Annotated in this window: 13 protein-coding genes; 9 read left to right on the top strand and 4 right to left on the bottom strand. The window is 38.7% G+C overall.

Annotation, left to right across the window (positions count from 1 at the left end; genetic code table 11):
• Positions 1 to 3: 3 nt before the first annotated feature.
• Positions 4 to 897 (top strand): DMT family transporter, encoded by an 894-nt coding sequence (locus tag F2A31_RS04655; protein WP_150025404.1) that lies wholly within the window; start codon positions 4 to 6, stop codon positions 895 to 897.
• A gap of 15 nt (positions 898 to 912) precedes the next feature.
• On the opposite strand, the gene F2A31_RS04660 is transcribed toward F2A31_RS04655, so the two are convergent.
• Positions 913 to 1,497, bottom strand: coding sequence for a PilZ domain-containing protein (locus tag F2A31_RS04660; protein WP_150025405.1), 585 nt, complete (start codon positions 1,495 to 1,497; stop codon positions 913 to 915).
• Between the two features lie 25 nt (positions 1,498 to 1,522).
• Here F2A31_RS04660 and F2A31_RS04665 point away from each other — a divergent pair, with 25 nt between their 5' ends.
• The 3 genes from F2A31_RS04665 (at position 1,523) to F2A31_RS04675 (ending at position 5,959) form a co-directional block, all read left to right on the top strand.
• Positions 1,523 to 2,758, top strand: coding sequence for a lipoprotein-releasing ABC transporter permease subunit (locus tag F2A31_RS04665; RefSeq protein WP_150025406.1), 1,236 nt, complete (start codon positions 1,523 to 1,525; stop codon positions 2,756 to 2,758).
• Positions 2,751 to 3,437 (top strand): lipoprotein-releasing ABC transporter ATP-binding protein LolD, encoded by a 687-nt coding sequence (gene lolD / locus F2A31_RS04670; RefSeq protein ID WP_004640139.1) that lies wholly within the window; start codon positions 2,751 to 2,753, stop codon positions 3,435 to 3,437. Before F2A31_RS04665 ends, lolD begins: the two co-directional genes overlap by 8 nt.
• Positions 3,438 to 3,520: 83 nt before the next feature.
• Positions 3,521 to 5,959 carry a DNA internalization-related competence protein ComEC/Rec2 gene (locus F2A31_RS04675; protein WP_150025407.1) on the top strand — a complete coding sequence of 813 codons (2,439 nt, stop codon included), beginning with the start codon at positions 3,521 to 3,523 and terminating at the stop codon, positions 5,957 to 5,959.
• On the opposite strand, the gene F2A31_RS04680 is transcribed toward F2A31_RS04675, so the two are convergent.
• Positions 5,948 to 6,904, bottom strand: coding sequence for a lysophospholipid acyltransferase family protein (locus F2A31_RS04680; RefSeq protein ID WP_150025408.1), 957 nt, complete (start codon positions 6,902 to 6,904; stop codon positions 5,948 to 5,950). The genes F2A31_RS04675 and F2A31_RS04680 overlap by 12 nt on opposite strands.
• Before the next feature lie 139 nt (positions 6,905 to 7,043).
• On the opposite strand from F2A31_RS04680, the gene sppA reads away from it, so the two are divergent.
• Positions 7,044 to 8,066 carry a signal peptide peptidase SppA gene (gene sppA / locus F2A31_RS04685; protein WP_005089605.1) on the top strand — a complete coding sequence of 341 codons (1,023 nt, stop codon included), beginning with the start codon at positions 7,044 to 7,046 and terminating at the stop codon, positions 8,064 to 8,066.
• A 145-nt stretch (positions 8,067 to 8,211) separates the two neighbouring features.
• Positions 8,212 to 9,009, top strand: a complete 798-nt coding sequence (locus F2A31_RS04690; RefSeq protein WP_150025409.1) for an alpha/beta fold hydrolase — start codon at positions 8,212 to 8,214, stop codon at positions 9,007 to 9,009.
• A 46-nt stretch (positions 9,010 to 9,055) separates the two neighbouring features.
• Here the strand turns inward: F2A31_RS04690 and purN are convergent, their stop codons facing one another.
• Both purN and purM read right to left on the bottom strand, forming a co-directional pair.
• Entirely contained in the window at positions 9,056 to 9,685 is a 630-nt protein-coding gene (gene purN, locus F2A31_RS04695; protein WP_171490632.1) for a phosphoribosylglycinamide formyltransferase, read from the bottom strand.
• Positions 9,682 to 10,752 (bottom strand): phosphoribosylformylglycinamidine cyclo-ligase, encoded by a 1,071-nt coding sequence (purM, locus tag F2A31_RS04700; RefSeq protein WP_150025411.1) that lies wholly within the window; start codon positions 10,750 to 10,752, stop codon positions 9,682 to 9,684. The genes purN and purM overlap by 4 nt, the downstream gene beginning before the upstream one ends.
• A gap of 133 nt (positions 10,753 to 10,885) precedes the next feature.
• Here purM and cxpE point away from each other — a divergent pair, with 133 nt between their 5' ends.
• From cxpE to rbtA, 3 genes are all read left to right on the top strand, one after another.
• Positions 10,886 to 12,082 carry a chloramphenicol efflux transporter CxpE gene (cxpE, locus tag F2A31_RS04705; protein WP_150025412.1) on the top strand — a complete coding sequence of 399 codons (1,197 nt, stop codon included), beginning with the start codon at positions 10,886 to 10,888 and terminating at the stop codon, positions 12,080 to 12,082.
• A 20-nt stretch (positions 12,083 to 12,102) separates the two neighbouring features.
• Positions 12,103 to 12,801, top strand: coding sequence for a DnaA ATPase domain-containing protein (locus F2A31_RS04710; RefSeq protein WP_150025413.1), 699 nt, complete (start codon positions 12,103 to 12,105; stop codon positions 12,799 to 12,801).
• A gap of 114 nt (positions 12,802 to 12,915) precedes the next feature.
• On the top strand, positions 12,916 to 14,790 hold the full coding sequence (gene rbtA, locus F2A31_RS04715; protein ID WP_150025414.1) for a rhombotarget A: 1,875 nt from the start codon (positions 12,916 to 12,918) through the stop codon (positions 14,788 to 14,790).
• Positions 14,791 to 14,803: the final 13 nt, after the last annotated feature.

The following is a 14,803-nucleotide window of genomic DNA, read 5'->3' on the forward strand; positions in this document are numbered from 1 at the left end:
TCTATGCCATCTCGTCTTAACTTAATGCTAACTTATGGGCTGCTGGTCTTTATTTGGGCTTCAACGCCATTGGCAATCGTTTGGAGTGTATCTGATTTACATCCAATGTGGGCATTATTGTTACGTTTTTTGATTGCATTGCCATTGGCCATTACGGTTCTACTTTGTTTGAGTGTCAAGTTCCCCATGCATAAGTTAGCGTGGTTAAGCTATGTTGCAGGGTCTCTGAGTTTGATTGGTTCGCAAATTTTTACTTATGCAGCTACAACTTATCTGAGTTCGGGGCTGATCGCCTTGATGTTTGGTCTAGCACCGATTATGGCAGGTCTAATTGGACGATTTGGCTTTCAGCAAAAATTAGCAACGCCACAATGGTTGGGGATGGGGACGTCGATTATTGGGTTAACGATGATCTGTCTGAGTGGGAATCAAAAACATGTCCAACCACTTGGAATCCTATTGATGTTGCTGAGTGTTTTTTCTTATTCGCTCTCTATTTTTTGGGTGAAAAAGATTAATGCGACGGTACAGCCTATGGCACAGGCAACAGGTTCGATATTCGTTTCGACATTTTTTGCCTTGTTATTACTTCCTTGGATCTGGCAATTTGCACCTACAGAGATTCCTTCCGCAAAATCGTTATTGGCGTTGACTTATACGGTAATCATGGCCTCGTTGATTGCAATGTTTTGTTATTTCAAACTGGTTCAAAACTTACAAGCAACGACATTATCTTTAACGACTGTTATGACGCCGATGCTCGCGATTCTGATAGGCGCTTATTTGAATCATGAACAATTGTCAGCCCAAGTCTTTATAGGCGCCAGTATTATTTTATTTGGTTTGTTACTTTATTTTTATAAAGATCTACGCGTATATCGGCGTTTTAAAGTATGAGTCTTGATTTGTTGATTAATTATGGACTTCATTCTTTTTAGCTTGCTGAATACTCGCAGCAAGTTTTGCGCGGTCTTGTGGATTTAACGTAATAAAATATGCTCCGATACGAAATTTTCCTTGTTCGTCTGCTGTGCTGTAGACCACCTGCGCAGTAGCAGCGATATGAAAGAAGTTTTCAGGATGGCTTAAGGTAATATGAATATAAGTTCCTTCGTTAATATCTTGAGAACTAAAAAAACTTAGACCATTCTCAGAAAAATTGACTTGTTCGGGTACAGGGAGTTGAGATTGTACGATATTGTCGTAAAAAGAGCCTGTAATGAGATTTAATTTCTGATTAAAAAGGGATAGGATGCGAGCAATTTGTTGATCTTTTTCATTTAATTGTTCTAATTCGTAGCGAAATGCATGATCAAATTGATCTAATTCAGCAAGTAGTAGAAAATAGCGCGGTAGTACAAAATGAGAGTCATACGGATCATTCAGTGCAACATCATCTGGAATGATTTGATAGTTGATTCTCAACACAGCATCAATACGAGACATCACACGACGTTCAGTGTTGTCGTCAACAAGATGATGTTGTGCATTTTCCATAATAAATCACCTCGGACTAGATGGTATGTTTAAGCCAATCTCGCTGTATATAGGGTTGAGATACACTCGTGCTCGGCGGAGTAATCATTTTATTTCTTTTATCGCCTTGGTTTCCATGATTGGTTTGACTCTCGGCGTTGCTGTTCTCATTACAGTTTTATCTGTTATGAATGGTTTTGATCGAGAATTAAAAACTCGTGTCCTCGGAATGGTACCACAAGCTACTGTTTCTTCTACTCAAATTTTAACAGATTGGCCAGAACTTGCAAAAAAAGTTGAGAGTCATCCACATGTCACGGGTGTGGCACCTTTCACTCAATTGCAGGGGATGTTGACTGCTCATGGGCAGGTCGCGGGGATTATGGTCACGGGTATAGAACCTGAATATGAAAAACAGGTTTCAATCATCCAAGATCATATGGTGACAGGTGATTTAAATGCTTTACAAAAGGGCGAGTTTGGTATTGTTCTTGGAAAGGACATGACTGATGCACTTGGTTTGGGACTAAATGACAATGTTACTTTGGTTCTTCCTGAAGCAACACCATCACCGGCTGGTGTGGTACCGCGTTTTAAACGTTTTAAGATTGTCGGTATCTTTAGTGTGGGTGCAGAAGTGGACTCAATGGTGGGTTATATTGCGTTGAATGATGCTTCAACCTTATTACGTTTACCAGATGGTGCACAGGGTATTCGTTTAAAGTTAGATAATATTTTTGCAGCGCCTAAAGTAGCAAATGAAATAGTTAGTGAATTACCGAGCAATTTTTACGCATCTAATTGGACATATACCCACGGGAATCTGTTCAATGCGATTCAAATGGAAAAAACCTTAGTTGGTTTGCTTCTATTCCTCATTATTGTTGTTGCGGCATTTAATATCGTTTCATCTTTGGTGATGGTAGTGACTGATAAGAAATCAGATATCGCTATTCTAAGGACTCTTGGTGCTTCGCCGTCCATGATTACTAAAATTTTCATGGTGCAGGGTACTGTGATCGGTGTCATTGGAACAATTGCAGGAACAATTTTAGGGGTGACTTTGGCATTAACCATTAGTGACATCATTTCTTGGTTTAATACGGTTCTAGGACTAAATCTATTTGATGCATATTTTGTTCATTACTTACCGTCATATCTCAGATGGCAAGATGTGGTTGTGATCGTGATCGTGTCACTATTATTAAGTTTCTTGGCAACGATTTACCCTGCATTACGTGCAGCTAAAGTTCAACCTGCTGAGGCGCTGCGTTATGAGTAAGATTGTTTTAGAAGCTAAAGAAATTTATAAGCATTTTGATGATGGCAAAAGTAAAGTTGAAGTCATCAAAGGTTTATCACTTCAAGTCAATGCGGGTGAGTTTGTCTCAATTGTTGGAGCGAGTGGCTCGGGTAAGAGTACTTTATTGCATGTTTTGGGTGGCTTAGAGCAACCTTCACAAGGTCAAGTATTTTTGCAAGGGCAGCGTTTCGATAATTTGGGTGAAGCCGATCGTGGTTTCAAACGGAATCAATATTTAGGTTTTGTGTATCAATTCCATCATTTGTTACCTGAATTTTCAGCCTTAGAAAATGTAGCGATGCCACTGATGTTCCGTGGTGATGTGCAATATAAGTCTGCTAAAGCTCAAGCAGAGTATTTATTGGACCGCGTGGGTTTGTCACATCGTATGGAACATAAGCCTGGTGAGTTATCTGGTGGTGAACGTCAACGTGTGGCACTTGCTCGTGCTTTGGTGACTAAGCCCGCTGTTGTACTCGCAGATGAACCAACAGGTAACTTGGATCGGAAAACAGCATTGAGTGTTTTTGAATTATTGACGGACTTGAAAAATGAACTCAATATGGCGATGTTAATTGTGACCCATGATGAGCAATTGGCACAATCGGCAGATTCAATTTTACATATGCAAGATGGTTTATGGATTGAACAACCATAAATTATTGATTTAAGCTCTTGTTAAAGCCCTGAAAAAGGGCTTTAATTTTGCCCACAGAAAAATCAAAATTAAATTCATCATTGATGCTAAAAATTATTTTATTGGGGTGGGTTGCGGGTATCGCACTTATGGGAATGCATTTCCCGATCATTACATCTACATGGTGGCTTTGGCTGATTATTGCATTCGCGATCTTTGGTTTCGGATTTTATTGGAAAAAGCAGTATTTTCATTATCCTACTTATAAAGCCTTGCTTTTAATCAGTGCGACTTGGGCATTATTTTGCACAGGTTATCATTATGCTGATATTCAATTACAACAACGTCTTATTTTTAAAGAACAAAATGTTGAAACATTTGAAGCGATTGTTTATATCAAAAAGATCAGTGAACTGAATGAAAATGGCGAGAAACAAGTTGCTGAAGTTTTGAATCGACATGCGCAAAGTGTGAATTGGTTTCTTCATTTAAGGAAAGAGAAAGACACATTTAAAGTAGAACCAGAATTTCAATTGGGTCATTATTATCGTGTATCTGGGCAGATTCGACCCGCCCATAGTTATGCCGTCCCTGGTGCATTCGATCTGGAAAAATGGTTTTTACAACAAAATGTGCACTCGGGATTTTCTGTACGAAATATTCAGCCTATTCATGAAGATGAACTCTATCAGCTGGGTTATCATCATCACTTGCAGCAACAACAATCTCATTGGGCCATATTCTTATTAGCTGTTGAAAAAAAGCGTCTGGCTTTTCGACAAATGCTACAGGCATCAGCATTCCAACATAAAGGGTTGCTATTGGCTTTGCTCACAGGGGATGAGAGTCTGTTATCTGATGCCGTAAAACAACAATTTCAACACCTTGGGATTTCACATTTATTGGCTATTTCTGGACCACATGTGTTGGTATTTGCATTGATACTGACTTGGTCATTACAAAAGTTGATTCAGCGTTACTGCCCAAGCATCTATTTGAAGCAACCTCGACAATTACTACTATTGTTGCCCTTTATCTTTAGTGTCTTGTTATATGTGGCATTTGTTGGGTTTGAAATTCCGGCAATGAGAACATTATTAACAGTCAGTATTGTCAGTGCTTTTATGTGCTTAAGACAGTCGATTCAGGCATTTAGTGTGTTGGTTTATAGTGCGAGCTTATTGTTAGTTTTAGATCCATTTAGCATTTTATCTGCTGCATTTTGGTTATCTTATGGCGCGTGTTTTATTTTGATAAGAATCTATCAGACGATTATACAGTTACCACAAAATGTAAATTTGACATTTAAACAAAAAATGATCTGGGGCAGTCATATTTTGATTGAATCTCAATGGAAAATTTTTGTCGCGTTATTACCTTTGGTTTTGATTTTCTTTCAGCAAGTTTCATGGTTTGCCCCCTTAACTAATCTTATTGCTATCCCATTGTTAGGTGCTTGTATTGTTCCTTTAGATATTCTAGCTGCATGTGTGTGGTTAATTATTCCTACATTGGGGCAGTGGTTATTTCAAATGAATGATGTGTTTTTGTCATTCTTGATGCTGATTTTAGATGTGCTTCAATCGGTTTCGCCGCAGTTATATGGAATAAGCTTCACCCCTTGGATGATGGTAAGTTTAATCATTGGTATTTTTCTATTGTTTTTGCCTAGAGGGATTGTTCCAAATTTTTGGGCTGCTGTCTGTTTCCTACCGATATTATGGGGTATAAAAACTCAACCCGAAGCATTGCACGTATTAGATGTTGGCCAAGGACAAGCAATCTTAGTACAACATTCCAAAGGTAATCTCCTGATTGATACAGGTGGGTCATTTGATGAAACCAAATTCAGTATGGGGGAGCGAGTGGTTATTCCTTTTCTACGTCAGCAAGGTATTCGGCGATTGGAACACGTTGTGTTATCTCATTTGGATCAAGATCATAGTGGAGCATTTACGTCGATTCAGAATAGTTTTGAAATTGATTTGGTTCAATCGAGTGAAAAGCATGAAAAAATGCAATTTAAGGAGAATTTTTCATTTTGCCAACAAGGACAACAGTGGTCATTCCCAAACATCAACATCCAAATTTTATTTCCTCGAGCCAATGAATTGAGCTATGCGAAATATCAGAAAAATGAATATTCTTGTGTGCTCTATGTGCAATTTCTAGATGCTCAACCTTATCAGAACTTTTTGATTATGGGGGATGCAGGCTGGGAAACCGAATATAAATTGTTACAGCAGTATCCAGATTTAAAAGTAGATGTGTTAATTCTTGGTCATCATGGCAGTAAGCACAGCTCTGCTTACGAATTTTTGGCAAGCCTCAAGCCCAAACTTACAATCGCTTCTGCGGGATTTAATAATCGTTACGGACATCCTAGTCCTGAGGTTTTAAAACGATTGCAGCACTTAAATATTCCAATATTAAATACAGCAGATGCGGGTACGATTAGCTTTATGATGAATAATCATGATGGGGTGTTGCTACAGCATCGACAAAAAAGAAAATGGTTATCCAAAAATAGCCTAAGTAATTGATGCTTGCTGAGTTAAATGGCGAACTTCTGCAACTTTGGCTAATGCTTGATTTTCATCTATATCGTAAATTCTTTTTAATTCTTGATTGGCACTAAAGCGTTTGTAACTCCAGTGATAATGATCAGGATAGCGTTTAATTAATTGTTCTAAAGTCTGATGAATAATTAATGTTCCATCTTCGGCACTGCCTTGGTAAATTTGAGGGTCAATCGGCTCAATATACATATCAAAGCTATCTTGATCATTACGCATTGTATAAATGAGTAGTGCCTTTGCCTTAGTTTTTTGAATTAACTTTGCACTCAAACTACTTGAAGCGAGAGGAATACCAAAATAATTGATCATTTCTCCGCCATGATCAGGTGTGTGATCAGGTAGGATAGCAGTTGTGCCGCCTTGTTTTAATGCTTTAAAGATTTGACGAACGCCACTTTCATCTGTTGGTACTAGATGTGCCTGTTCACGACTGCGCGCTTCTCGCACAAAACGATCTGCATCAGGATTTTTAACAGGTTTGTAGAGAATCGTCATTTCTGTGTATTGAGAAAGCCAGGCATTCATGACTTCCCAAGTTCCGAAATGTGGAACGATCAAAACAATTCCTTTTTTTTCTGCTAAAGCATCATGTAAATATTGCTCACCAGATACATTTTGAATGCGTTGAATATTTCTTTGATTAGAAGAACCCCAAATACTTAAAAATTCAAAGTATGAGGTTAATTCATTTTGAATTGCTTTTTTGGTCAACTGTTGTCGTTGCTGTAGATCCATATTCGGGAAAGCAATCTGTATATTCAAACCAATAATTTTTGATATCTTAGAAAGTTGAAAACTCGTGAGAAATCCAGCAAGCATACGTGCAAAGAAACGTCCTAGTTGAATCGGCTGGCGACTCAGAAATTTGATTAGACGGTAACTAGTGTTGCTAGATTTTGATTGAGCCATGTATTTTAAATGCGAAAAATTACAAAGTGAGAGTATAAGGTAAAAAATAATTATAAGTTAAAATAAGTTATTTAAACAGTTTTGCTCAAATCAGCGTATATAATAAAGCCACTTTTAAAATATATTGGATTGGAGTCTTATGTCCGATTGGCCACCAAAACCACAAAATGAACCCACAAATCCGAATAATGTGACAGGCAAAGAATGGCAGATTTTAGAAAAGGCCGTATTGGCTTCTGTCGAAGAGCAGCGTCGAAGCCGACGTTGGAGTATCTTTTTTAAATTCCTAGGTTTTGCATATTTACTTTTCGTGTTGATTGCAATGGGTAAAGGGTGTTCGACGTCTTCGACGAAAACAACGACCAATATTACCAGTGATCATTTGGCAGTTGTGGATATTATTGGAACGATCGACTCTTCCAGCGGTTCTTCTACTGTAAACAGTGATGATACAAATAAGGCACTCAAACGTGCTTTTGAGGCAAGTGGTAGTAAAGCAGTTGCCTTGAATATCAACTCACCAGGTGGCTCTCCTGTGCAATCTGATGAAATTTGGCAAGAAATCCGTTACCTGAAGAAACAACATCCTGATAAGAAGGTCTATGCTGTGATTGGCGATATGGGTGCGTCCGGTGCTTATTATATTGCTTCAGCAGCAGATGAGATTATTGTCAATCCATCGAGTTTGGTGGGATCAATCGGTGTCATTATGCCAAATTATGGTCTAAGCGGATTGGCTCAAAAGCTTGGGATAGAGGATCGTACTTTAACCTCAGGTAGTAATAAAGATATTTTGAGTATGACTAAACCTCTTGATCCGGCACAAAAACAGCATGTGCAATCAGTATTGGATAATGTGCATGCTCATTTTATTAATGCGGTTAAAGAAGGTCGTGGCAAACGTTTGAAATCGAATGATCCTGCGATTTTCTCAGGTCTATTTTGGACAGGTGAACAGGCAGTTGCCTTAGGTGTCGCGGACCGTAGTGGTAGTATGACGACATTAATGCGTGATCTAAATGTGAGTCAAAAAGTTGATTATACTGTTCAACGTAATCCTTTCGAGTCTATTTTAGGGCGTATGGGGGCAAAGATCGGCGAGGGAATTAGTAGTTCACTTGCAGATCAACTTCAGGCTCAACAAAACGCAAAAATACAATAACGCCGCTAAAATATTTTAATCTTCAGGGCTGTACTTCATTGCAGCCCTAGTTTTTTCAAAAATAACTACTCAGTTCTTCCTTTTTGGTTGCTACACTGTTTAAGTGGAAGATACTTTATCAATCTATACGCTTAAAAAGACTGTTATGAAACCTATTATTCATTTTGCCCATGCCAATGGGGTTCCATCTAAAGTTTATCAAAAGCTTTTTCAGCAATTGGAAGATCAATACGACATTATTTATGTTGCTGAGATAGGAACAGATAAGCGTTATCCCATCACAGATGGCTGGTCACATTTGGTAGACCAAGTAATTGATAGTGTTGTGCAACAAGCACAAGGGCGACAGGTGATAGGTTTAGGACATTCTTTAGGTTCGGTGCTGACATTGATGGCAGCTTATCGTCGTCCTGAGTTATTTTCTCAAGTGATTATGCTGGATCCACCTTTAATTATTGGTAAGGCTTCTTTTGTTTTTCATCTGGCTAAAATTTTTAAGCCTAAACTAGTCGACAAGATCACTCCAGCAGGTCTATCGGCTCGCCGTCGAGATCATTGGGAGTCACGTGAACAAGCTGCCGAATTGCTTGGTTCAAGAGGTTTCTACCAACATTTTGATCCTGACTGTTTTCAAGCATATATTGACTATGCATTAACCAATGATCCACAACGAGGTGGGGTGACATTAACGATTCCTAAAGCAGATGAAGTTGCATTATTTAGAACCACACCTTCAATGTGGTGGTTGCCGATGCCAAAACCACCCGTTCCAGTTCATTTAGTGGTTGGTCGTGATAGTGTTTTCTTAAAAGAAAAATTTCCTCAAGCCGCACAAAAGAAATTGGGAATTCCTTTTTCTGTGGTTGAGGGTGGCCATATGTTCCCACTGGAATATCCGTTGGAAACAGTAGATAAGGTCAAAAGCTTAATTGTTAAGAGATGATGGAAAGCATTAACCAGCAAATCGAAATTTGCTGGTTATGGTTAAATTACCATTGTGCAAACTGAATGGGTTGAGCCAATGGTTTTTGATTGAAGTGGGCTTGACCATTTTGCCAAGTTAACTGCCCCGTACAAAACCACTGTACAACTTGAGGGTAAATGAAATGCTCAAGTTGGTGTACCCGTTGCGCTAAGCTTTCTACCGTGTCATTTAGACTGACTTGAATTGCAGATTGCGCAATGCTTTGACCAGCATCTAATTCTGCTGTTACAAAATGAACCGTACAACCATGCAGGCGATCTCCTGTATTTAAGACACGTTGATGTGTATTAATACCTTTATAGAAAGGCAACAGAGATGGATGGATATTCAACATCTTACCTTGCCATTTGCTGACAAAGTTTGGGGTTAAAATCCGCATAAAGCCCGCAAGGATCACAAGATCAACTTGCCATGCGATCAATTGTTGATGCATTGCTTCGTCAAAGCTTTCTCTAGTTGGAAAGTCTTTATGTGAAATGACTGCGGCTGCAATATTGGCGTCTTTGGCACGTTGTAATGCATAAGCATCAGCTTTGTTAGATAAGACACCAATGATTTGCCCTGACAGATTTGTATCTATCAGGGCTTGTAGGTTGCTACCGTTGCCAGAGACAAGGACCGCAATTCTCATTATGCAAAGATCACACGAATTTTTTCGTCAGCGCCTTCAACAGATTCAGCATTTTCTTGGATATGACCAATTTTCCAAGCTTTTTCACCTTGAGCATTTAAGACTTCAACTGCTTTATCTGCTTCACTTGGATCAACTGCAATGACCATACCAACGCCACAGTTAAATGTACGATACATTTCGAAGCGCTCTACATTACCTTCGCGTTGTAGTAATTGGAATAACTCAGACCATTCCCAGCTTGATTCATCAATGACAGCTTGTGCGCCATTAGGAAGAACGCGAGGAAGGTTACCTGGTAAACCACCACCTGTGATATGTGCCATTGCATGCACGTCAACTTGTTTGCATAACTCTAAAACAGGTTTTACATAAATGCGCGTTGGTTCCATTGCAACATCAGCGAGTGGGCGACCATCAACGATTTGAGTTAAATCTACATTCTTAACATCTAAGATTTTGCGTAGTAATGAATAACCATTTGAGTGAGCACCACTTGATGCTACACCGATCAAAACATCACCGGCTTTGACTTTAGTGCCGTCAATGATCTTACTTTGTTCAACGACACCTACTGCGAAACCAGCAAGGTCGTAATCTTCACCTTCATACATACCCGGCATTTCAGCAGTTTCACCACCGACCAGTGCGCAACCAGCAAGCTCACAACCTTTACCGATACCCGTTACAACGTTGGCTGCAACATCTACATTCAAATGTCCAGTTGCATAGTAATCTAAGAAGAATAAAGGTTCTGCACCACAAACCAGTAAATCGTTTACACACATTGCGACAAGATCTTGTCCAATTGTGTCATGACGATTGAGATTGAGGGCTAAGCGTAATTTTGTACCTACGCCGTCAGTTCCTGAAACCAATACAGGCTCTTCATAACCTTTTGGAATTTTGCATAGTGCGCCAAAACCACCTAGACCGCCCATGACTTCAGGACGAGTGGTGCGTTTTGCGACAGATTTGATACGATCGACCAGTGCGTCGCCCGCTTCAATGTCGACGCCCGCATCTTTGTAGCTTAAACCAGTATTTGGGGTAGAAGTTGAGTTGCTCATAGTGAAGTCTCCGCATTGGCGGCAGATTATAACCTGAATATACGAAACTCTTATGTTATTTATGCTCGAAAATGCTATCTTTATTAAAAATTTTTTCCATTTATAACGATTACACGAACAAAGGTTAAATTTTATGCAAGATTTGGTACTCCGCCGTATCTTTATTCTCGCTGGGCTCGCATTATTGATTTGGGTAATTTATTTACTCAAACCGATTGTGATTCCTTTCGTTGGCGCTTTTTTGATTGCATATTTTTTTAGTCCTTTGGTTGATGTGTTAGTCAAGATCAAGTTACCTCGCTGGTTGGCGATTAGTGTGGTGTTTATTGGTATTGGTGTGACATTAACTGTCGTTTTATGGTTCCTTGCTCCGCTCGTTTGGAAGCAATTGATTTATGCTCGGGATAGTATTCCAGCGGGTATTCACTGGATAAATGCGACATTCTTACCATGGATGTCTGAAACTTTTGATTTGGTTCCAATGGAAATTGATACTGATCAAATCTCAAAAGTCGTGATGGAATATGTGCAAACAAATTATAGTTCCGATAGTATTCAGACCTTTGCATTACGTCTTGCGCAATCGGGGTTGAATTTTATCCAGATTGGTGGGGTTATTATTTTAATTCCGATTATTTCTTTCTATTTCCTTTTAGACTGGGAAAGAATGCTACAAAGTTTACGTCGTTTGATTCCACGTCCTTATGAAGCATCTACTTTAAAAATTATTCGTGAATGTCATAGCGTGCTAGGTGCCTTTGTAAAAGGGCAGTTTTTAGTCATGCTTTTATTAGGTGTGATTTATGCGGTTGGTTTGCAACTGATTGGTTTAGAAGTAGGGCTGATTATAGGGATGGTCGCAGGTCTTGCAAGTATCATCCCTTATCTTGGTTTTGCCGTTGGAATTATTGCTGCAGTGGTTGCGACTTTATTCCAGTTTGGATTAGATTGGACACAGCTACTTTTGGTTGGAGCGGTCTTTCTTGTTGGGCAAATGGTGGAAGGTTATATTCTACAGCCTTTCTTATTAGGTGATAAAATTGGTTTATCTCCAGTTGCAGTAGTATTTGCTGTTTTAGCAGGTGCACAGCTCGCAGGCTTTTTAGGGATGTTGATAGCACTGCCTGTAGCAGCAGTGATCGTTGTATTGCTAAGACATGCTAGAGATGGTTATGAAAAAAGTCGTTTCTATGGTTTGTCTCAAGAAATGATAGTTGTCGAAAGTACCCCACAACATCTCAATGTTGAAACTGATCAAGTAGAGCTTGATCTTGAAATAAAAAACTCTCAAGATACAGAGACTTCAAACTCAAAAGATGATTCCAAGTAAGCGGGGAACAAATTAACTCTATGCGTCAATTACAACTGGATATTGAACCACAACTGGATGCCCGAATCAGTGATTTTTCGGGGCCAGGTTGGGGGCCTGTGGTTGATGCTGTGAGACAACTACATACGGGGTTGGTTAGCCGTCTGTATATTTATGGTGGTGCTGGTACAGGTAAAAGTCACTTATTATCTGCAATTTGTGATTCATATTTAGAACTAGGGCGCCCAGCAATAAAAGTTTCTTTGTTGGCTTTATTGGATGCGCCAATTGAAGCAATTACCGCCTTAGAGTTTTATGATTTAGTGGCATTAGATGATATTGAGGCAATTAGTGGGGTGCCTCATTGGCAGAAAGCAGTTTTTCATCTGATGAACAACCATGAGGGACAATTGGTATTCTCATCTAGAGTTGCTCCGATTGAGTTGAAATTGGAACTTCCTGATTTGCAATCAAGATTGACACAGGCTGTGAGCGTAAAAGCACCGAATGGAAGCTCTTTTGTTGATCGACAGGCATTATTACAATCTGTGATGACACGTAGAGGGATTCACTTTGATCAACAAATTGTAGATTATTTATTGCATAATGGCCCTCACCAAGCCTCAATTCTTTTACAGACATTGGCTCAACTAGAAAAAATGTTAAAAGGTGAAAAAACCAAGCTATCTAATACGACATTAAAGCAAATTTATGCCTTGATTGATGAATATCGCCAATAGCATAAAATTTCTTGAGTAATTTTGAGAGCTGTGACAAAGTACGCACAAAGGATGTGGTTGCAAAATAGGATTTTTGCAATACCTAGAAAAATGAAAAAATAGAAGGAGAACGGTATGCTCAAGCGGACGCTTGCCTGTGCTTTGTTTGCGATTACTGGACATGCATATTCAGCTGATATTCTAGTTACAACATTAGTGGATGAAGACAAAAATGATTCCGTTTGTTCATTACGTGAAGCTATATTCTTTTTAAATAATCGATCGCAAGATCAATATAAAAATGGCTACAACGGATGTGGTGATGAAAACTCTAGCTCGACAATTATATTAAAGCGAGATCAAGAATATAAATTAAAGAGTCAGTTAGAAATTAAAGCTCCAATGACTATTGCAACAGCCAAAAGTACGGACTTTAACGATCAAAAGAAAGGCTTGAATAATGCGACAATCAGTGTCACAGGGAAAAATCGTTTATTTGTCATTGATGATGGTAATGTTGAAAATGATTTAATCGCTGTTAGTTTTAAAGAACTTAATTTAAAAGGATCTTCTGAGCGTCTCTCCAATAACGGTGGGCTCATTTTAAATCGTGAGGATTTGAAGGTTGAACACTCTCGTTTTATTAATGGACATGCAAACCAAGGCGGCGCAATTTATAATGCTGGTACTCATGCACAAAAGACAGCAGGACGAATCAGAATACAAAACAGTATTTTTGAATATAATAAAGCTGATCAAGGGGCTGTAATATATAGTGAAATACCTCGTTATTTAATTTCACATTCTGTTATTCGTGATAATGAGGGGACTGCTAGTCCAGAAGGGGCATTAATATATATTCAAACAGGTTTAAGTGATCAAACGATTGGAAGCTTTCCTGCTACTGGAGAGACAGGAATAAGAAATAGTACAATTTTCCATAATAAAGGTGGATATGTTGCTAATATTCGAGAGGGAATGGTTTTTAATAATCTAACGATGATTAAAAACGCTGCAGGTCTGTATTTACAAGCATTAAAAGAAAAAGTCACAACAGTCGTTAAAGAGGATGGCACGACAGAGGAAAAAGTAACGCCATATCCTAAATCATATGTTTCGAACAGTATTATTGTCGAAAATGGAAATAAAAATTGTACAGCGACAACAAATGATACAACTGTAGTTCAGAGTAATTTGACAACGGTTGAGTGTGATCATAACTCTGCTGATCGTTTACCTAACTTTATGATAGGGAATAATAAGCTGATTGCTGGAAGTGAAGATGTCGGAGTCTGTAACGCACCTCCAGCGGATGGTTTATTGTGCCCATATAATACGCCAAAGGATAAAATGTTAGGCTTTTTTAAGCCTAGATTATTAGCTTCATATAACAGTTTGTCTGATTCACTTATTGTGAATAAAGGACGAATTTATAGTGATGGAACAAATTTTAGTTTGGCGAGTTGTGAAGCAACAGATCAGCGAGGCATAAGTCGTAGTGGTTATACTGAACTATGTGATATGGGCGCGATAGAGTTGGTTGTTGATCGCAGTAATATTCCTATCGCTGGGCAGGATATTTATTTTAATGAAGTCGCAAAGTTTAATATTACTGAAAGTTTAGTCGATGGTGAGCTACTTGATCCTGTAACTTGTGAAAAAGTATTAGGTAAACGCTCTGATGGACAAGCTTGGCAGTTTGGTTGTTTGGACGTTGTTCAGAATCAAACACCATCGAAGGGAACTTTGACTTTAGATCAAGACGGAAATGTTACCTATGTTCCGTATAGTAATTGGCATGGTGCAGATATATTTAAAATGCGTATCGTAACAACAACAACGCGCTTTAATGATATTTCAAATAATTATATTGAGATTCCAACAACCATTGTACAAGATCCTAAGAATAATTTTAAAAGTAAGACTGTAAATGTTGGTGGAGGAAGTATTGGATTTGGCGCAATTATTATGTTATTCGGCTTACTAGGGTTACGTCGGTTTAAGTCATAATCAAGGATGATGA

Origin of the sequence: Acinetobacter suaedae, assembly GCF_008630915.1 — a bacterium.
Lineage (GTDB): Bacteria > Pseudomonadota > Gammaproteobacteria > Pseudomonadales > Moraxellaceae > Acinetobacter > Acinetobacter suaedae.

Excerpts from the sequence above, each read along its gene's own strand:
- purM (WP_150025411.1), bottom strand. The coding sequence starts at position 10,752 with ATGAGCAACTCAACTTCTACCCCAAATACTGGTTTAAGCTACAAAGAT.
- lolD (WP_004640139.1), top strand. The coding sequence starts at position 2,751 with ATGAGTAAGATTGTTTTAGAAGCTAAAGAAATTTATAAGCATTTTGAT.
- F2A31_RS04660 (WP_150025405.1), bottom strand. The coding sequence starts at position 1,497 with ATGGAAAATGCACAACATCATCTTGTTGACGACAACACTGAACGTCGT.
- F2A31_RS04655 (WP_150025404.1), top strand. The coding sequence starts at position 4 with ATGCCATCTCGTCTTAACTTAATGCTAACTTATGGGCTGCTGGTCTTT.
- rbtA (WP_150025414.1), top strand. The coding sequence starts at position 12,916 with ATGCTCAAGCGGACGCTTGCCTGTGCTTTGTTTGCGATTACTGGACAT.
- F2A31_RS04665 (WP_150025406.1), top strand. The coding sequence starts at position 1,523 with ATGTTTAAGCCAATCTCGCTGTATATAGGGTTGAGATACACTCGTGCT.
- sppA (WP_005089605.1), top strand. The coding sequence starts at position 7,044 with ATGTCCGATTGGCCACCAAAACCACAAAATGAACCCACAAATCCGAAT.
- F2A31_RS04680 (WP_150025408.1), bottom strand. The coding sequence starts at position 6,904 with ATGGCTCAATCAAAATCTAGCAACACTAGTTACCGTCTAATCAAATTT.
- F2A31_RS04675 (WP_150025407.1), top strand. The coding sequence starts at position 3,521 with ATGCTAAAAATTATTTTATTGGGGTGGGTTGCGGGTATCGCACTTATG.
- F2A31_RS04690 (WP_150025409.1), top strand. The coding sequence starts at position 8,212 with ATGAAACCTATTATTCATTTTGCCCATGCCAATGGGGTTCCATCTAAA.
- F2A31_RS04710 (WP_150025413.1), top strand. The coding sequence starts at position 12,103 with ATGCGTCAATTACAACTGGATATTGAACCACAACTGGATGCCCGAATC.
- cxpE (WP_150025412.1), top strand. The coding sequence starts at position 10,886 with ATGCAAGATTTGGTACTCCGCCGTATCTTTATTCTCGCTGGGCTCGCA.